The organism is Actinoplanes sp. NPDC023801 (assembly GCF_040639655.1).
Taxonomy (GTDB): domain Bacteria; phylum Actinomycetota; class Actinomycetes; order Mycobacteriales; family Micromonosporaceae; genus Actinoplanes.
The window spans coordinates 55,462-70,254 of record NZ_JBFAAI010000001.1 but is presented as its reverse complement, the minus strand read 5'-3'; the positions used below and the strand labels follow the sequence as shown (position 1 = coordinate 70,254).

Genomic DNA, 14,793 nt, shown 5'->3' with positions numbered 1-14,793 from the left:
TCGTCGTCACCATGATCGCCGCCTCCGGTTGTGAGGTGTCCCCCACCGGCACCGGAGGTCCCGGCGCACCGTCGGGTACCGACACGGGTGCCGCCACCGCTCTCGACACCCTGACCATCGCCGAGGCCCGTTCGATGAAGGGCTACAGCCGGGAGAAGTTCCCGCACTGGCGCGACGCCGGAGCGAACTGCGACGTCCGGGACACCGTGCTCAAACGCGACGGTGACAAGGTCAAGTTCTCCGGCTGCAACGTCGTCGCCGGCACCTGGGACAGCTGGTACGACGGCAAGGTGCTGAACACACCGACGCAGGTCGACGTCGACCACATGATCCCGCTCGCGAACGCCTGGCGCTCGGGCGCCGACAAGTGGACCGACGAGGAGCGTGGCGACTTCGCCAACGACCTGGACCGGCCTCAGCTGTTCGCCGTCTCCGCGACCTCGAACCGGTCGAAGGGCGACCAGGACCCGTCCACCTGGAAGCCGCCGGTCAAGGAGAGCTGGTGCGTATATGCACAGAACTGGATTGAGGTGAAGAGCTACTGGAAACTGACGGTCACGAAGAAGGAGAAGGAAGCTCTCACCGAGATGCTGGGGACCTGCTGATGAGCAAGACCACCGACATCGTGCCCGGGCCGGGCGGGGTGATGACCGACGAGGTCGGCGTCGTCACCGGCGACCTGACCCTGCGCACCGAACTGGCCGACGGCGACGCCGTCCTCTCCGTGCAGTACAAGGACGCCGACGAGTGGTACGCCGTGACCGGCGGCCGTGCCAAGCTGGCCGATCCCGCCGACCTCGACGCGGTGCACGCCATCGCGGTCGGCCTGCTCCATCGACCGGAGGGTTGATCGAGCGGGTCCACCTCGGACGTCGAAACGGTCTAGTATCCCCGTCGACGGATCGTTCATCGACCGTTCACGGGGGAGGACTTCACATGGGACGCTTTGCCGTATCCGCACGGATCGGTGCCGTACTACTCACCACCATGGGCGTCGCGGCGGTCGCGTCGCCCGCGCAGGCCGCGACCACGGGTGTGGCGACTCTGCCGTACACCGGCGAGGTGCGCTTCACCGCCGGCGCGAAGGCCGCGAACCGCCTGGTCATCACTTTCTCCGGCCGGACGGTGACGCTCGACGACGCGGTCCGGATCAAGGCCGGGAAGGGTTGCAAGCCGGTCAAGGGCGACACCACCAAGGTCCGCTGTGTCTTCCCGAGCCCGTACGACGGGAACGGCTCGGTCAGCGTGGCGCTCGGCGACCGGGGCGACTCGGTGGTCAACCGGTCGAACCTGGTGCTGAAGGCGCACGGCGGCAGCGGCGACGACTCGATCCAGGGCGGCGGCCGGAACGACCTGCTCCACGGCGACAGCGGCAAGGACCGCATCTGGGGCCACGGCGGGCGGGACAACATCGAGGGCGGCAGCGGGGCGGACAAGCTCGCCGGTGGAGCCGGCATCGACGGGATCTCCGGCGGTACCTCGGGTGACGTGCTGTACGGCGGCGACGACAACGACCGGCTCGACGGCAACAGTGGTAACGACACCCTGCACAGCGGCGCCGGCAACGACTACCTCAACGGCGGGACCGGCGCCGACACCATCCGGGGTGGTTCCGGCATCGACTACGCCAGCTACTGGAACCGGCGCGAGGCGATCTTCGCGGACCTGGACGGCCGCACGGGTGACGACGGCGCGAAGGGCGAGCGGGACACCATCGCCGCGGACGTGGAGGGTGTCGAGGGCGGGCTCGGCAACGACATCCTGACCGGCAACGGCGGCGCCAACCGGATCATCGGTGGCTCCGGCGGCGACCGGCTCACCGGCGGCGGGGGGAACGACCAGCTGCTCGGTGCGGGTGGCAAGGACCAGCTCGACGGCGGTACGGGCGACGACTCCCTGAAGCCGGACTTCGCCGAGACCGAGAGCGGCGACGACGGGCCGTACGTGTTCGACCCGATCGCCGCGGACGTGGTGCGCGGTGGCAGCGGCATCGACACCGTCGACTACTCCGACCGGCAGCGCAACCCGGTGACCGTCGACCTCGACGGCCGGAGCGGTGACGACGGCCGGGCCGGCGAGGGGGACTCGGTCGGCGCGGACGTGGAGAACGTGCGCGGCACGATCTACGGCGACACGCTGACCGGCAGCGGCTCCGCGAACGAGCTGCGCGGCGGCGGCGGCAACGACGTGATCGCCGGGCTGGGCGGGGCGGACCGTCTGTTCGGCGACGAGGGCGACGACGACCTGAGCGGTCAGGACCCGGCCGGTGACCAGGGCGACCACCTGGACGGTGGCAGCCAGTACACCTCCGGCGACCTGTGCCGGGCGTTCCCGCTCGACGTCGTCGTCAACTGCGAGCGCTAGCCCACCGTCGCTATGGTCGAGCGGGTGCGTCTGCTCCGCTCGGCCATCGCCCTGCTCCTGGTCCTGCCACTGGTCACCGCCTCGGCCGGTGCACAGCCCGGCCGCTCGGGGATCCGCCTGACCGATGTGCTGCCCGCGGTGGCCGAGGCCGTGCCGGTGCGGGGGGCGGACTTCCACCTCACCGAGGACACCGTGATCACCGCGTCCGGCGCCGCGACCGCCGCCGCCGGGTCGCTCGCCGCGGTTCTCCGTCCGGCGACCGGGTTCGACATGCCGGTGGCCGAGACCGGTGGCCGGGCGATCGCTCTGGCCCTGGAGCCCGGGCACCCGGACGAGGGCTACCGGCTCGACATCCGTCCTGACGGGGTCGACCTGCGGGCCAGTGAGCCGGCCGGGCTGTTCTTCGGGGTGCAGACGCTGCGCCAGCTGCTGCCGCCGGCGATCGAGGCGAAGAACCCGCAACGGCAGCGGTGGTCGCTGCCCGGCGGCCGGATAACCGACCGGCCCCGGTACGCCTTCCGCGGGGCCATGCTCGACCTGGCCCGGCACTTCCACACCCCGGCCGAGGTGCGCGCCTACATCGACCAGATCAGCCGATTCAAGATCAACTACCTGCACCTGCATCTGAGCGACGACCAGGGCTGGCGCGTTCAGATCGACAGCTGGCCGGGACTGACCGAGGTGGGTGGCGCGCCCGGGACCGGCGTGGGCGGCGACGGCGGCGGGTTCCTGACCAAGGACGACTACCGTGAGCTGGTCCGGTACGCCGCCGAGCGGTACGTCACGATCATCCCCGAGATCGACATGCCCGGTCACGTGAACGCCGCCCAGGTCGCCTATCCGGAGCTGACGTGTGACGGGGTGGCTCCGCGCCCGCGTACCGACATGCGGGTCGGCTACAGCTCGCTCTGCGTCCGGGAGGAGAACACGTACCGGTTCGTCGAGGACGTGATCCGCGAGCTGGCCGAGATGACGCCGGGACCGTACCTCCACGTCGGCGGGGACGAGACGTTCGCGACCCCGCACGGTAGCTACCTGGCATTCCAGCGGCGGGTCCTTCCGCTGGTCCGCAAGTACGGCAAGATTCCGTACGGCTGGCACGAGATCGGTCAGTCCCCGGCGGCCGGGGACGCGGTGCTGCAGTTCTGGGGCCGTGAGCGTGCGAACCCGTCGGTGACCACGGCCGTCGCCGCCGGCGCGAAGGTGGTGATGTCCCCGGCGAACCGTGCCTACCTCGACATGAAGTACGACAGCCTCACGCCCGGCGGCCTGGACTGGGCCGGGGCGATCGAGGTGCGGACGGCCTATGACTGGAACCCGGACCGGCTGCTCGCAGGTGTGCCGGCGACCGCGGTCCTGGGTGTCGAGGCGCCGCTCTGGTCCGAGACGCTTCGCGACCGCGCCGACATCGAGTTCCTGGCCTTCCCCCGCCTGGTCGCCCTCGCCGAGCTGGGCTGGTCCCCGCAGGCGAGCCACGACTGGGAGTCGTTCAGGGCGCGGCTCGGGTCGTACGGCCCGCGCTGGGCCCGGCAGGGCGTCGGGTTCCACCGGTCGCCGCAGATCCGCTGGTCGTGAAGCCTCAGCGGCCGGACAGAAATACGGGCCGCCCCCGGAAGGGGACGGCCCGTATGCGCTTGCGCCGAACTCAGACGACCGGGCCGCCCGGCGTCTCGAGCGCGGTCTCCAGGGCGCCGTGGGCCTCCATCGCCCCGGCGCCGTCCGCGGTGATCTCGGCCTTCACCGCGTGCGGGCGGATCTCACCGGACTCGATCTGCTCCACCCAGTGGCAGGCCACCCGGTGGGTGGAGGTGCCGATGATCCGCAGAGCCGGCCGCTCGTCACCGCAGCGGGTCGGCTGCGCCCACGGGCACCGGGTGTGGAACCGGCAGCCGGACGGCGGGTTCGCCGGCGACGGCAGGTCACCGGCGAGCAGGATCCGTTCCCGCCGGTCCTCCACCTCGGGGTCCGGCACCGGCACGGCCGACATCAGGGCCCGGGTGTACGGGTGCAGGGGCCGCTGATAGAGGTCGTCACCGGACGCCTCCTCGACCAGGGCGCCCAGGTACATCACGCCGACCGTGTCGGAGATGTGCCGGACGACCGCCAGGTCGTGGGCGATCACCAGGTAGGTGAGGCCCAGTTCCTCCTGCAGGTCCCCGAGCAGGTTGATCACCTGCGCCTGGATCGACACGTCGAGCGCGGAGACCGGCTCGTCGGCGACGATCAGGTCCGGGTTGAACACCACGGCGCGGGCGATGCCGATGCGCTGCCGCTGGCCGCCGGAGAACTCGTGCGGGTACCGCGACAGCGCCCACTGCGGCAGACCGACCGCGTCCAGGGTCTTCGCGATGATCTTCCGTCGTTCGGCCCGGTCACCGCCGATGCCGTGCGCCTGCAGGCCCTCGGTCAGGATCGACTCGACGTTCTGCCGCGGGTCCAGGCTGGACATCGGGTCCTGGAAGATCATCTGCATGCGGCGGCGCATCGAGCGCAGCTGCTTGGCGGGCAGCGTCGTCAGCTCGGTGCCGTCGAATCTGACCTGGCCACCGGTCGGCTTGGTCAGCTGCAGCAGGGCCCGGCCCAGCGTCGACTTCCCGCAGCCGGATTCGCCGACCAGACCGTACGTCTTGCCCTTCTCGATCCGCAGATCCACCCCGTCGACGGCCTTGACGTGTCCGACCACCCGGTCGAAGAAGGCACCGCGCTTGATGGGGAAATGCACTTTGAGGTCGTCGACCTCGACCAGCACCTCGGTCACGAGGACACCTCCGCGGTCGCGGGCTCCGGATTGACACAGCGGTAGGCGTGCCGGTGAATGCCCTCGACCAGCGCCGGGGGCTCACCGACACACGCGTCGACCTGACGGTCGCACCGCGGGGCGAAGGCGCAGCCGTCCGGCCAGGGCAGGACGTCACGCACCGAGCCGCGAATCGCGTGCAGCCGCTCGCCACGACCGGAGTCGAGGCGCGGCACCGAACCGAGCAGCCCGTGCGTGTACGGGTGCCGGGGCTCGGCGAACAGCGGCTTGCGGCGGGCCGACTCGACGACCCGGCCGGCGTAGAGCACGTTGACCGTGTCGCACATCCCGGCCACCACACCGAGGTCGTGCGTGATCATGACGAGCGCGGTACCCGACTCGCGGACCAGGCTGCGCAGCAGCTCCAGGATCTGCGCCTGGATCGTCACGTCCAGCGCGGTGGTCGGCTCGTCCGCGATCAGCAGGCGCGGCTTGCAGGCCACCGCCATGGCGATCAGTGCCCGCTGCCGCATACCGCCGGAGAGCTGGTGCGGGTACTCCTTGAGCCGCCGCGACGGGTCCGGGATTCCGACCTTGTTCAGCAGGTCGGTGGCCTCCTTGCGGGCCTCTTCACCCTTCATTCCCCGGTGCCGGGTCAGAACCTCCGTCACCTGTACGCCGATCGGCACCACCGGATTCAGCGAGGACAGCGGGTCCTGGAAGATCATCGCGATGTCCCGGCCGCGGATGTCCCGCATGGTGCGCTCGTCGGTCTTGAGCAGATCGGTGTCGTCGGCGAACATCGCCGACCCGCCGATCGTCACACCGCGCTGCTTCGGCAGCAGGCCCATCAGCGCCAGCGAGGTGACGCTCTTGCCACAACCGGACTCGCCGACGAGGCCGACGACCTGCCCGGCCTCCACCGAGAACGACACCCCGTCGACGGCCCGTACGGTGCGCTGACCGCGCCGGGCGAACGTGACGGACAGATCCTTGACGTCAAGCAAAGGCATGGCGGGCCTCACTTCCGCAGTTTCGGGTCGAGGGCCTCACGCATCGCCTCACCGAGCAGGGTGAACCCGAGCGCGGTGATGATGATGCCCACCGCCGGATAGATCGCCAGGCCGGGACGGGCGCCGAGGTACTGCTGCGCGTCGGCGAGCATGACGCCCCACTCCGGGATCGACGAGTCCGGGTTGCCCAGGCCGAGGAAGGACAGGGCGGCGGCCTCGATGATCGCGGTGGCCAGCGTCAGCGTGGCCTGCACGATGACCGGGGCCAGCGAGTTCGGCAGGATGTGGGTGAGCGCGATTTTCGACTTCTTCACACCGAGCGACGTCGAGGCGAGCACGTAGTCGCTCCCGGACTGCGCGATCATCGCGCCGCGCAGCAGCCGGGCGAAGACCGGCACCGACACCATGCCGACCGCGATCATCACGGTGGTCAGGCTGGCGCCGAGCAGCGCCGCGATGCTCACGGCCAGCAGCAGGCTGGGCAGCGCCAGCAGCATGTCGACGATGCGCATCAGCACGCCGTCGACCGCACGCCCGAACCGGCCGCCGAGGCCGGCCGACGCGCCGGCGATGCCGCCGATCAGCGCGCCGATGGTCAGGCCGATCAGCGTGGAGATGACGCCCACCAGCAGCGTCTGCCGCGCCCCGACCAGCATCCGGCTGAACTCGTCGCGTCCCTGGTGGTCGTAGCCGAGCCAGTGCTCGGCCGACGGACCCGGGATGAGACCCGGTTTGATCACACCCTCGCGGATGCCCATCGTGTCGGTCGGCGAGTACGGCGCCAGCCACGGCCCGATGATCGAGATGAGCACGAAGAGGGCCAGGATGGAGGCCCCGACGATGGCGGCCGGGTTACGGCGCAGCTGCCGGAACGCTTCGGCCCACAGGCTCACGCCACGTTCGTCCTGCTTGACCACGGACAGTTCGCCCAGCCGGTCGATCTTGTCAGTCTTCGTGCTCATCGAACCCTCACCCTCGGGTCGATCAGGCTGTACGAGACATCGACCAGCAGATTCACCAGGACGTAGAAAACAGCGATGATCATGATGAAGCCCATCAGGACCGGGTAGTCCCGGTTGCTGATGCCCTCATAGAGGAACGCGCCGATACCGCTGAACGCGAACACCGTCTCGGTCAGCACCGCACCGGAGAGCAGGCCACCGGTGAGCAGGCCGATCACCGTGACGATCGGCAGCATCGCGTTGCGCAGGATGTGCCGGCCGCGGACGGTCTGCTCGGTCAGGCCCTTCGACCGGGCCGTCCGGACATAGTCCTCGCTCAGTACCTCGAGCACGCTCGCCCGGGTGATCCGGACGATGATCGCCAACGGGATGCTGGCCAGCGCAATGCCGGGCAGGACGAGATGCCAGAGCGCGTCCAGGGCGGCGTCCCACTCACGGGTCATCAACCCGTCCAGGACGAAGAAGTTGGTGATGCGGGTCGCGCCGAGGGTCGGATCCTGGCGCCCGCTCGACGGGAACAGCCCCAGCTGCTCCGAGAAGATCGCCTTCAGCACGTACGCCAGGAAGAAGACCGGCACACAGATGCCGATCAGCGACCCACCGACCGAGGCGCTGTCCAGGAAGCTGCCGCGGCGACGAGCCGCGAGATAGCCCAGCGGGATACCCAGACCGATCGCGATGATCATCGCGGTGATGGTGAGCTCGACAGTGCCCGGGAAGCGCTCCAGGAACTCCGTCGTGACCTCGCGCTTCGTCGAGATCGACGTACCCAGGTCGAGCTTGAGCATGCGCTGCATGAAACGGCCGTATTGAACGAGGATCGGCTCGTCCAGGCCGAGGTTCGCCCGGATCTGCGCGCGCAGCTCCGGAGTGCCGCGCTCACCGAGGATCGCGGTCTCCGGGCCGCCGGGCAGCCGGCGCAACCAGATGAACAAAAGAATCGACAGGCCGAACAGCGTAGGAATCAGCTGTAGCAGGCGTCGCACGATGAACCGAATCAAGGCCGCCTCGTGAGGTGGGAGGTCGACAGCGGGCGGGCGTCAGGGTATGACGCCCGCCCGCCGATAGATCAGAAACGCGGTACCGCAAGGTGACTTACTGGAACGTGGCTCCCACGAACCGCTCGTCGGTCAGCGGGCTCGGCGTGATGCCGGTCAGGCCCTTGCCGAACACGATCGCCGGCGGCGAGTGCGAGATCGGCACACCGGGGGCGAACTCCGCGACGGCGGCGTTCAGAGCCTTGTACTTCTCGACCCGCTGAGCCTGGTCCGCCGTGCTGTCGGCGTCCTTGAACTGCGCGAACAGCTGCGGGTTGTTGAAGCCCCACTCGTCCTTCTGGCGGTCGAACATGGTGCCGATGAAGTTGTACGCGTCGCCGTAGTCGCCGGTCCAGCCGAGCAGGTGCAGGTCGTGCGCGCTGCCGGAGGTGGTGGCGTTGAGGTAGTCCGGGCTCCACTTCAGCGGGATGCCCTCGACCTCGATGCCGATGGCCTTCAGGTCGGCGGCGAGCAGCTCGTACAGGTCCTTCGGGTTCGGCATGTACGGCCGGGTGACCTCGGTCGGGTAGTGGAACTTCAGCTTCAGGTTGCTGACGCCGGCCGCGGTCAGCAGCTTCTTGGCTTCCTCGACGTTGTAGTCGTACTTCTTGACGTCGGCGTTCCAGCCCTCGACCGTGTCCGGCATGAACTGGCTGGCGGCCTTCGCGCCCGGGGGCAGCTTCGAGTCGACCAGGGCCTGACGGTTGATCGCGTGCGAGATCGCCTGGCGCACCTCGGGCTTGGCCAGCGCCGGGTTGCCCTTCTGGTTGATCGCCATGTACAGGATGTTGAACGCCGGGCGGGTGAGGACGTTGAAGCCCTCCGTCTTCAGCGGCTCGACGTCGGCCGGGCCGACCAGGTCGTAACCCTGGATGTCGCCGGAGCGCAGCGCCTGCTTACGGGCGTTCTCGTCGGAGATCGTACGGAAGACGACCGTCTTCAGCTTCGCCTTGTCACCCCAGTAGGCGTCGTTGCGCTCGATCGTCAGCGACTTGTTCGGCTTGTCCCAGCTCTTGAACTTGAACGGGCCGGTGCCGGTCGGGTGCTCCATCGCGTACGGCGGGTACTTGATGTCGTCGGCGGTGCCGGCGATGTTCGAGGCCTCGTACTGCTTGAGAGCCGCCGGGCTGTGGATCGAGAACGACGGCAGCATCAGCGCCGACGGGATCTTGCTGGTCACCCGGGTGAACGCCATGTCGACCGTGGTGGCGTCCTTCGCGGTGCAGGACTTGAAGAGGCTCGGCGGCAGCTCCGCGTTCTCGTTCTTCGCGAAGCCACCCATGACGTCCTGCCAGTACGGCGTGACGTCCGGGCTCTGCATCAGACCGGTCGAGTTGTACCAGCGGTCGAAGTTGGCGCAGACAGCCTCGGCGTTGAAGTCGGTGCCGTCGTGGAACTTCACGCCGGACCGGAGCTTGAACGTCCAGGTCGTACCGGCGGCGTCCGGGGTCCAGCTCTCGGCCAGGCCGGGCGACGCCTTGGTGCCACCCTCCTCGGGGCGGACCAGCGTCTCGAAGATCTGCCGGGCGACACGCAGCGACTCACCATCGCTGGCGAGGCTCGGGTCGAGCACCTTCGGGTCACCGGCGACACCGAAGACCAGCGTGTCCTTTACGGCAGTGTTACCGCCGGAGGGGGCACGCTCACTCTCGGCGCAGCCAGCGGCTGCCAGAACAGCGACTGCGGTAACCGCGATCGCGGCTTTCCGCCTCGATGAACGCATCGTGCTTCACCTCTGCCTTGTGGGGTGGTCAACGCGGTGGAGTGTGCCACCGATGCGACGGACATTAACGGCCCGGTAAGTTTCCGGGCAGCCGTTGGTATCCAATCGTGTTGTTACGAAGCTGCTTCGCTTCGTACCCACCCCGGCGCGGGTCGTCAGACCGCGCGACGTCCTTCGAAAGCACGCCCCAGGGTGATCTCGTCGGCGTACTCTAGATCGCCGCCGACAGGCAGGCCACTGGCCAGACGGGTCACCGCGAGACCCATCGGTTTGATCAGAAGAGCCAGATAGGTCGCGGTGGCCTCCCCCTCGGTATTGGGATCGGTGGCCAGAATCAGCTCCTTGACCTCCCCCGTCCCGACCCGGTGCAGAAGCTCACGGATGCGTAGATTGTCCGGTCCGATGCCCTCGAGGGGGTTGATGGCTCCACCGAGCACGTGATAGCGCCCCCGGAACTCGCCGGTGCGCTCGATCGCCACCACGTCCTTCGGTTCCTCCACCACACACAGCACCTCGTTGGTGCGGCGGGTGTCCCGGCAGACACGGCACTGCTCCGACTCGGCGACGTTGAAGCAGGTGGTACAGAACCGGACCAGGTCCTTGACCTTGCGCAACGCGCCGGCCAGCCGGTTCACATCGGCCGGATCCGCGGACAGGATGTGGAACGCGATGCGCTGGGCCGACTTCGGGCCGACGCCCGGCAGCCGGCCCAGCTCATCGATCAGGTCCTGGATGGCACCCTCGTACACGGATCAGAACCCCGGCAGGGAGAAGCCGCCGGTTGCCGGACCCATCTTCTCCTCGGCCAGCTCACGCTGCGCCTCCGCCGCATTGTGGATCGCGGCGAGCACCAGGTCCTCCAGAGTCTCCACGTCGTCCGCGTCGACCACCTTCGGGTCGATCTTGACCGACTTGAACTCACCCAGACCGGTGATCACCACGGTCACCAGGCCGTTGCCGGCAGAGCCGGTCAGTTCGGCCTCGGCCAGCTCGGCCTGAGCCTGCGCGACCTGCTGCTGCATCTTCTGCGCCTGCTTCATGATCTGCTGCATGTTCGGCTGTGCACCGGGGCGCATGGCACCGCTCCTCAACTAATCGGTTTCGTTGTCCACCGTCGAACTCGAGGCGGCGCTCGAAGTTACCGCCGCCAGCGTAGCCGCCGGCCCTTCCATTCCCACCGGGACGCCACCGGACACACCACCCGCTCCGGCTGACCGATCCCGATCAGAGCTCGCCTATCTTCTCGGCCCCGAAAGCCGCCCGGAGCAGCTGCATTGCCTGCTCCTCGCCGCTCTGCCGGGCGGTCTTCTCGTCGATCACGTCGTCGAGCGGTTCATCTCCGGGGTCGAACCCCTCGTAGGCCGTGGGCGGACCGTCGTACTCCGGGTCGTAGGGCGCCTCCTCCACCGGCGGCGCATCCGAGAAGGACCGCGCCGATCCGCCCGGCGCCGCGGCTCCCCGGCCGGCAGCCGGGCCTCCGGCAGGCCGTGCGGCCACCCCACTGCGGGCGTTGGCGAGTGCGGCCCGCGCGGCCGCCGCCCCACTGGACCCCTCGACTCCGGTACGCGCAGCGGCGCGCGCCGCCTCAGCGGCAGCCGACCGCGCGGGCGCGGCGGGTGCGGCCCCTCGCGGAGCGGTAGCCGCCGCCCCGCCGAGCGCGGAACCGCCACCAAGCGCGGCGGGCATACCGGGCGCCGCTGGAGCAGGGGTCCCGGCAGCCGGAGTTGGCCCGGCGGAAGCCTCCGCCCCGGCGGAAGCAACAGCTCCGGGCGAAGCCGACGTCCCGGCGGAAGCAAAGGTCCCGACGGAAGCAGAAGTCCCGGCCGTAGGAGTCGTCGCGGATGCCCCGGCGCCCGGCCGCGCAGGCTCGGGCCAGACGGAATTCTCCGCCGTCTGAGCCTCCGTGCCGGCCCCGCCAACTCCCGATTGCCCGGCCACGCCCCGGCCACCATGACCGGAACCGGGGCGGACCGGCTCGGGCCAGCCATCGTCAGCATTCGCAGCGCCGCCGCCAGGCCTGACAGGTTCCGGCCAGCCATCGTCGCTACCGGCCGCCGAGGACCCGTCACGACCCCGCGGAGGGCCCCCCGTTCCAGTCGCGGGCCGAACAGGCTCAGGCCAATCGTTCTCGGCCCGACTCGGCCGATCCGGCTCCCGGGCGTCTCGCACGGCGGAACTCGCAGGCTGCCCAGCAGCACCGCGAGGATCGCCGTTCGCCTGAGCCGGACCGGCGGAGTGAGCCGCCTCCGGCCAGCCGGAGGCATCATCGATCGGCCCCGCGGCCGGAGCCGGACCGGCGGAACGAGCCGTGCCGGACCAGCCGGAGCCGCCATCGACCGCCCCTGCGGCCGGAGCCGGACCGGGGACAGCGGGTCTTGCCGGTTCCGGCCAGTCCTCGTCGGCGTCGGCGGCCGGGGCACGCTGCGGTCGCGGTGGATGCGACTCGGTGCGACCGGTGTTCCGTGCCGAGCCGCCCGCTGTTCCCGCCTGCGGTGCTGGACGCCCGGCCCCGCCGCCGGCCGGCCTCCGTCCGGTGGACTGGTCCCGCCCGGCCGGCTGCTCACGGCTGTCACCAGGTCCGGCTGGACCGGCGGTGCCCACCTCGCAGCGGATCCGCCAATCACCGCCCGGCGACTTCCGGAATTCCGTGGTGATCGCCTCCCGCCAGTTCAGGAAGCGTTCCATCAGTGCCGGCGTAGGCGCGGCGAAGACGATGGTGTCGTCCTCCAGATCCCGGACGCCGATGCCGTAGTCCTGCATCGCCCGGACTCTCGGCTGCTGCTGACCCAGGACCTGCCAGGCGGTCCGGACCCGTTCCAGCCGGTCATCCGGACGAGCCTCAGAACGGCTCTCCACCTCCACCGGACGGGCCTCGGCCAGGCTCTCCACCGCCGGGCGGGGCGTGGGATGGCCCTCCGCCGGGCGGACCTCAGGACGGTTCTCCGCCACCGGGCGGACCTCAGGACGGTTCTCCGCCACCGGACGGGGATCGGGACGGCGCTCCACCAGGCGGATCTCGGGACGGGTCTCGGCCTGCGGACGGGACGGCGCGGGCGGCTCGTCCTCCGGCGGCTCCTCATCCCACGGCGGTGCCTCGTCGTAGTAGCCGGGATCCACCGGCATGGACCCACCGCCGTCGGCGACCCGGTTCCAGTCGGGCTCTTCGCTTCCGCCCTGCCGAACCGGAGAGCCGGAAGCCTTCACCGGCGGGCCTACGACCCCGTCGGCCCTTGAGCCCGACGGCGCGGTCGCCGCGGCGTCCGGACCTCCCGAGGCGACCGATCCGGACGAATTCGCGGTGCCACCGGCCGACGAGGTCGGCGCCATCGTCACCACGTCCGACGGCACGCCACCCGGAACCGGAGCGAACGCAGCACCCGGCGAACCCGGGACCGGCGGACCAGCGGACGACACCGGAGCCGACGAGCCAGAAGCCTCAACCACGGCAGCCGGAGCAGCAGGCGACACCGGGGCCGACGAGCCAGGAGCCGGGGCTACGGCGGCCGGAGCTGCGGGCGAGACGGGACGGGACGAACCCGGGCCGGGACGTCCGGAGCCGGCTGCGGCCCTGGCTGCGGCGGCCGCTGCCATGGCGGCTGCCTTGCCACCTCCGCCCGGACCACCACTGACGGGACCGCCGCCCACGGGACCGGCGCCAAGGCCGCCTTCGTCGCCGCGGGAGGTCAGAGGGCTGGCATCGGTGGGTGGGTGCTCACCTCGTACATCGGGGGAATGGGTCTGGCCGGCGTCGACCGGCGCAAGGGTGACCCCCCGTTCGAGTCTCTCCAGGCGCTGGAGCAGGGCAGACGTCGAAGCGTCCGCGCCGGGCAGCAGCATGCGGGCCGCGACCAGTTCCAGCAGCAGGCGGGGAGCGGTCGTGCCGCGCATCTCGACCAGGCCGTTGTGCAGGATGTCCGCACAACGGGACAGGGTGGCGGCCCCGAGCTGGTGCGCCTGCCCGGCCATCGTCTCCAACTGGTCGGCGGGGCCGTCGATGAGGCCCTTGGCGACCGCGTCGGGCACCTGCTGCAGGATGATCAGATCCCGGAAGCGTTCCAGCAGGTCGGAGGCGAAACGGCGCGGTTCGTGACCGGCTTCGGCGACCCGGTCGATGGTGGCGTAGGCGGCAGCGCCGTCCCCGTTGGCCACCGCCTCGCACATCTCGTCGATCAGGGTGACGTCGGTGACGCCGAGCAGACCGACGGCCCGGCTGTACGTGACTCCCTCCGGCCCGGACCCCGCGATCAGCTGGTCGAGGATCGACAGGCTGTCCCGGACACTGCCGCCGCCGGCGCGCACCACGAGCGGGTACACCGACGGCTCGACGGTGACGCCCTCGGACTCGGCGAGCTGCTGCACGTACGGCCGGAGGACCGCGGGCGGGATGAGCCGGAACGGGTAGTGGTGCGTCCGCGAGCGGATCGTGCCGAGCACCTTGTCGGGCTCGGTGGTGGCGAAGATGAACTTCACATAGTCCGGCGGCTCCTCGACGAGCTTGAGCAGCGCGTTGAAGCCGGCCGACGAGACCATGTGCGCCTCGTCGATCACATAGATCTTGAAGCGGCTGCTGGCCGGCGCGAAGAACGCCTTCTCCCGCAGCTCACGGGCATCGTCCACGCCACCGTGGCTGGCCGCGTCGATCTCGATCACGTCGATCGAGCCGCCACCGTCGTTGGCCAGCGACTTGCAGGACCCGCACACCCCGCACGGATCCGGGGTGGGACCCTGCTCACAGTTGAGCGACCGGGCCAGGATGCGCGCGCTGGAGGTCTTGCCGCAGCCGCGTGGCCCGGAGAAGAGATAGGCGTGGTTGAGCCGCCCGCTGCGCAAAGCCTGCGACAGCGGCTCCGTGACGTGCTCCTGGCCGATGACCTCGGCGAAGGTGCGCGGCCGGTACTTGCGATAGAGGGCGAGTGCCACTCCTGCCACCTCCTGAACGACCGCGTCATTCTCCGCC

11 protein-coding genes and 1 pseudogene are annotated in these 14,793 nt (G+C 70.1%); 4 read left to right on the top strand and 8 right to left on the bottom strand.

The annotated features are described in order from the left end of the window. The first annotated feature begins 11 nt into the window (after nt 1–11). The 4 genes and pseudogenes from AB0G04_RS00340 to AB0G04_RS00325 all read left to right on the top strand — a co-directional run bounded on the left by AB0G04_RS00340 (nt 12) and on the right by AB0G04_RS00325 (nt 3,939). A complete protein-coding gene (locus AB0G04_RS00340; RefSeq protein WP_360976159.1) occupies nt 12–605 on the top strand; it encodes an HNH endonuclease family protein in 594 nt (197 codons plus the stop codon). Between the two features lie 5 nt (nt 606–610). Further along, nucleotides 611–850 (top strand): annotated as a pseudogene (locus AB0G04_RS00335) (hypothetical protein); the annotation flags it as partial. A gap of 86 nt (nt 851–936) precedes the next feature. Further along, complete coding sequence (locus AB0G04_RS00330) at nt 937–2,364, top strand: calcium-binding protein (protein ID WP_360973903.1); 1,428 nt, start codon at nt 937–939, stop codon at nt 2,362–2,364. Between the two features lie 24 nt (nt 2,365–2,388). Further along, the gene (locus AB0G04_RS00325; RefSeq protein ID WP_360973900.1) at nt 2,389–3,939 is read left to right on the top strand and encodes a family 20 glycosylhydrolase; all 1,551 of its coding nucleotides are present in this window, start codon (nt 2,389–2,391) and stop codon (nt 3,937–3,939) included. 70 nt (nt 3,940–4,009) lie between these two features. Here AB0G04_RS00325 and AB0G04_RS00320 read toward each other — a convergent pair whose 3' ends face one another. The 8 genes from AB0G04_RS00320 to AB0G04_RS00285 form a co-directional block, all read right to left on the bottom strand. Next, nucleotides 4,010–5,161 (bottom strand): oligopeptide/dipeptide ABC transporter ATP-binding protein, encoded by a 1,152-nt coding sequence (locus AB0G04_RS00320; protein WP_360976156.1) that lies wholly within the window; start codon nt 5,159–5,161, stop codon nt 4,010–4,012. Then, entirely contained in the window at nt 5,119–6,114 is a 996-nt protein-coding gene (locus AB0G04_RS00315) for an ABC transporter ATP-binding protein (RefSeq protein ID WP_360973897.1), read from the bottom strand. Before AB0G04_RS00315 ends, AB0G04_RS00320 begins: the two co-directional genes overlap by 43 nt. Nucleotides 6,115–6,122: 8 nt before the next feature. After that, entirely contained in the window at nt 6,123–7,076 is a 954-nt protein-coding gene (locus tag AB0G04_RS00310) for an ABC transporter permease (RefSeq protein WP_360973894.1), read from the bottom strand. Next, nucleotides 7,073–8,077 carry an ABC transporter permease gene (locus AB0G04_RS00305; RefSeq protein WP_360973891.1) on the bottom strand — a complete coding sequence of 335 codons (1,005 nt, stop codon included), beginning with the start codon at nt 8,075–8,077 and terminating at the stop codon, nt 7,073–7,075. The genes AB0G04_RS00310 and AB0G04_RS00305 overlap by 4 nt, the downstream gene beginning before the upstream one ends. A gap of 94 nt (nt 8,078–8,171) precedes the next feature. Further along, nucleotides 8,172–9,836 (bottom strand): ABC transporter substrate-binding protein, encoded by a 1,665-nt coding sequence (locus AB0G04_RS00300; RefSeq protein ID WP_360973888.1) that lies wholly within the window; start codon nt 9,834–9,836, stop codon nt 8,172–8,174. A 155-nt stretch (nt 9,837–9,991) separates the two neighbouring features. Beyond that, the gene (recR, locus tag AB0G04_RS00295) at nt 9,992–10,585 is read right to left on the bottom strand and encodes a recombination mediator RecR (protein WP_360973884.1); all 594 of its coding nucleotides are present in this window, start codon (nt 10,583–10,585) and stop codon (nt 9,992–9,994) included. Nucleotides 10,586–10,588: 3 nt separating this feature from the next. After that, nucleotides 10,589–10,888, bottom strand: coding sequence for a YbaB/EbfC family nucleoid-associated protein (locus tag AB0G04_RS00290; RefSeq protein ID WP_360976153.1), 300 nt, complete (start codon nt 10,886–10,888; stop codon nt 10,589–10,591). Between the two features lie 172 nt (nt 10,889–11,060). Next, nucleotides 11,061–14,756 carry a DNA polymerase III subunit gamma and tau gene (locus AB0G04_RS00285; protein ID WP_360973881.1) on the bottom strand — a complete coding sequence of 1,232 codons (3,696 nt, stop codon included), beginning with the start codon at nt 14,754–14,756 and terminating at the stop codon, nt 11,061–11,063. Nucleotides 14,757–14,793: the final 37 nt, after the last annotated feature.

Excerpts from the sequence above, each read along its gene's own strand:
- AB0G04_RS00340 (WP_360976159.1), top strand. The coding sequence starts at position 12 with ATGATCGCCGCCTCCGGTTGTGAGGTGTCCCCCACCGGCACCGGAGGT.
- AB0G04_RS00330 (WP_360973903.1), top strand. The coding sequence starts at position 937 with ATGGGACGCTTTGCCGTATCCGCACGGATCGGTGCCGTACTACTCACC.
- AB0G04_RS00315 (WP_360973897.1), bottom strand. The coding sequence starts at position 6,114 with ATGCCTTTGCTTGACGTCAAGGATCTGTCCGTCACGTTCGCCCGGCGC.
- AB0G04_RS00310 (WP_360973894.1), bottom strand. The coding sequence starts at position 7,076 with ATGAGCACGAAGACTGACAAGATCGACCGGCTGGGCGAACTGTCCGTG.
- AB0G04_RS00300 (WP_360973888.1), bottom strand. The coding sequence starts at position 9,836 with ATGCGTTCATCGAGGCGGAAAGCCGCGATCGCGGTTACCGCAGTCGCT.
- AB0G04_RS00290 (WP_360976153.1), bottom strand. The coding sequence starts at position 10,888 with ATGCAGCAGATCATGAAGCAGGCGCAGAAGATGCAGCAGCAGGTCGCG.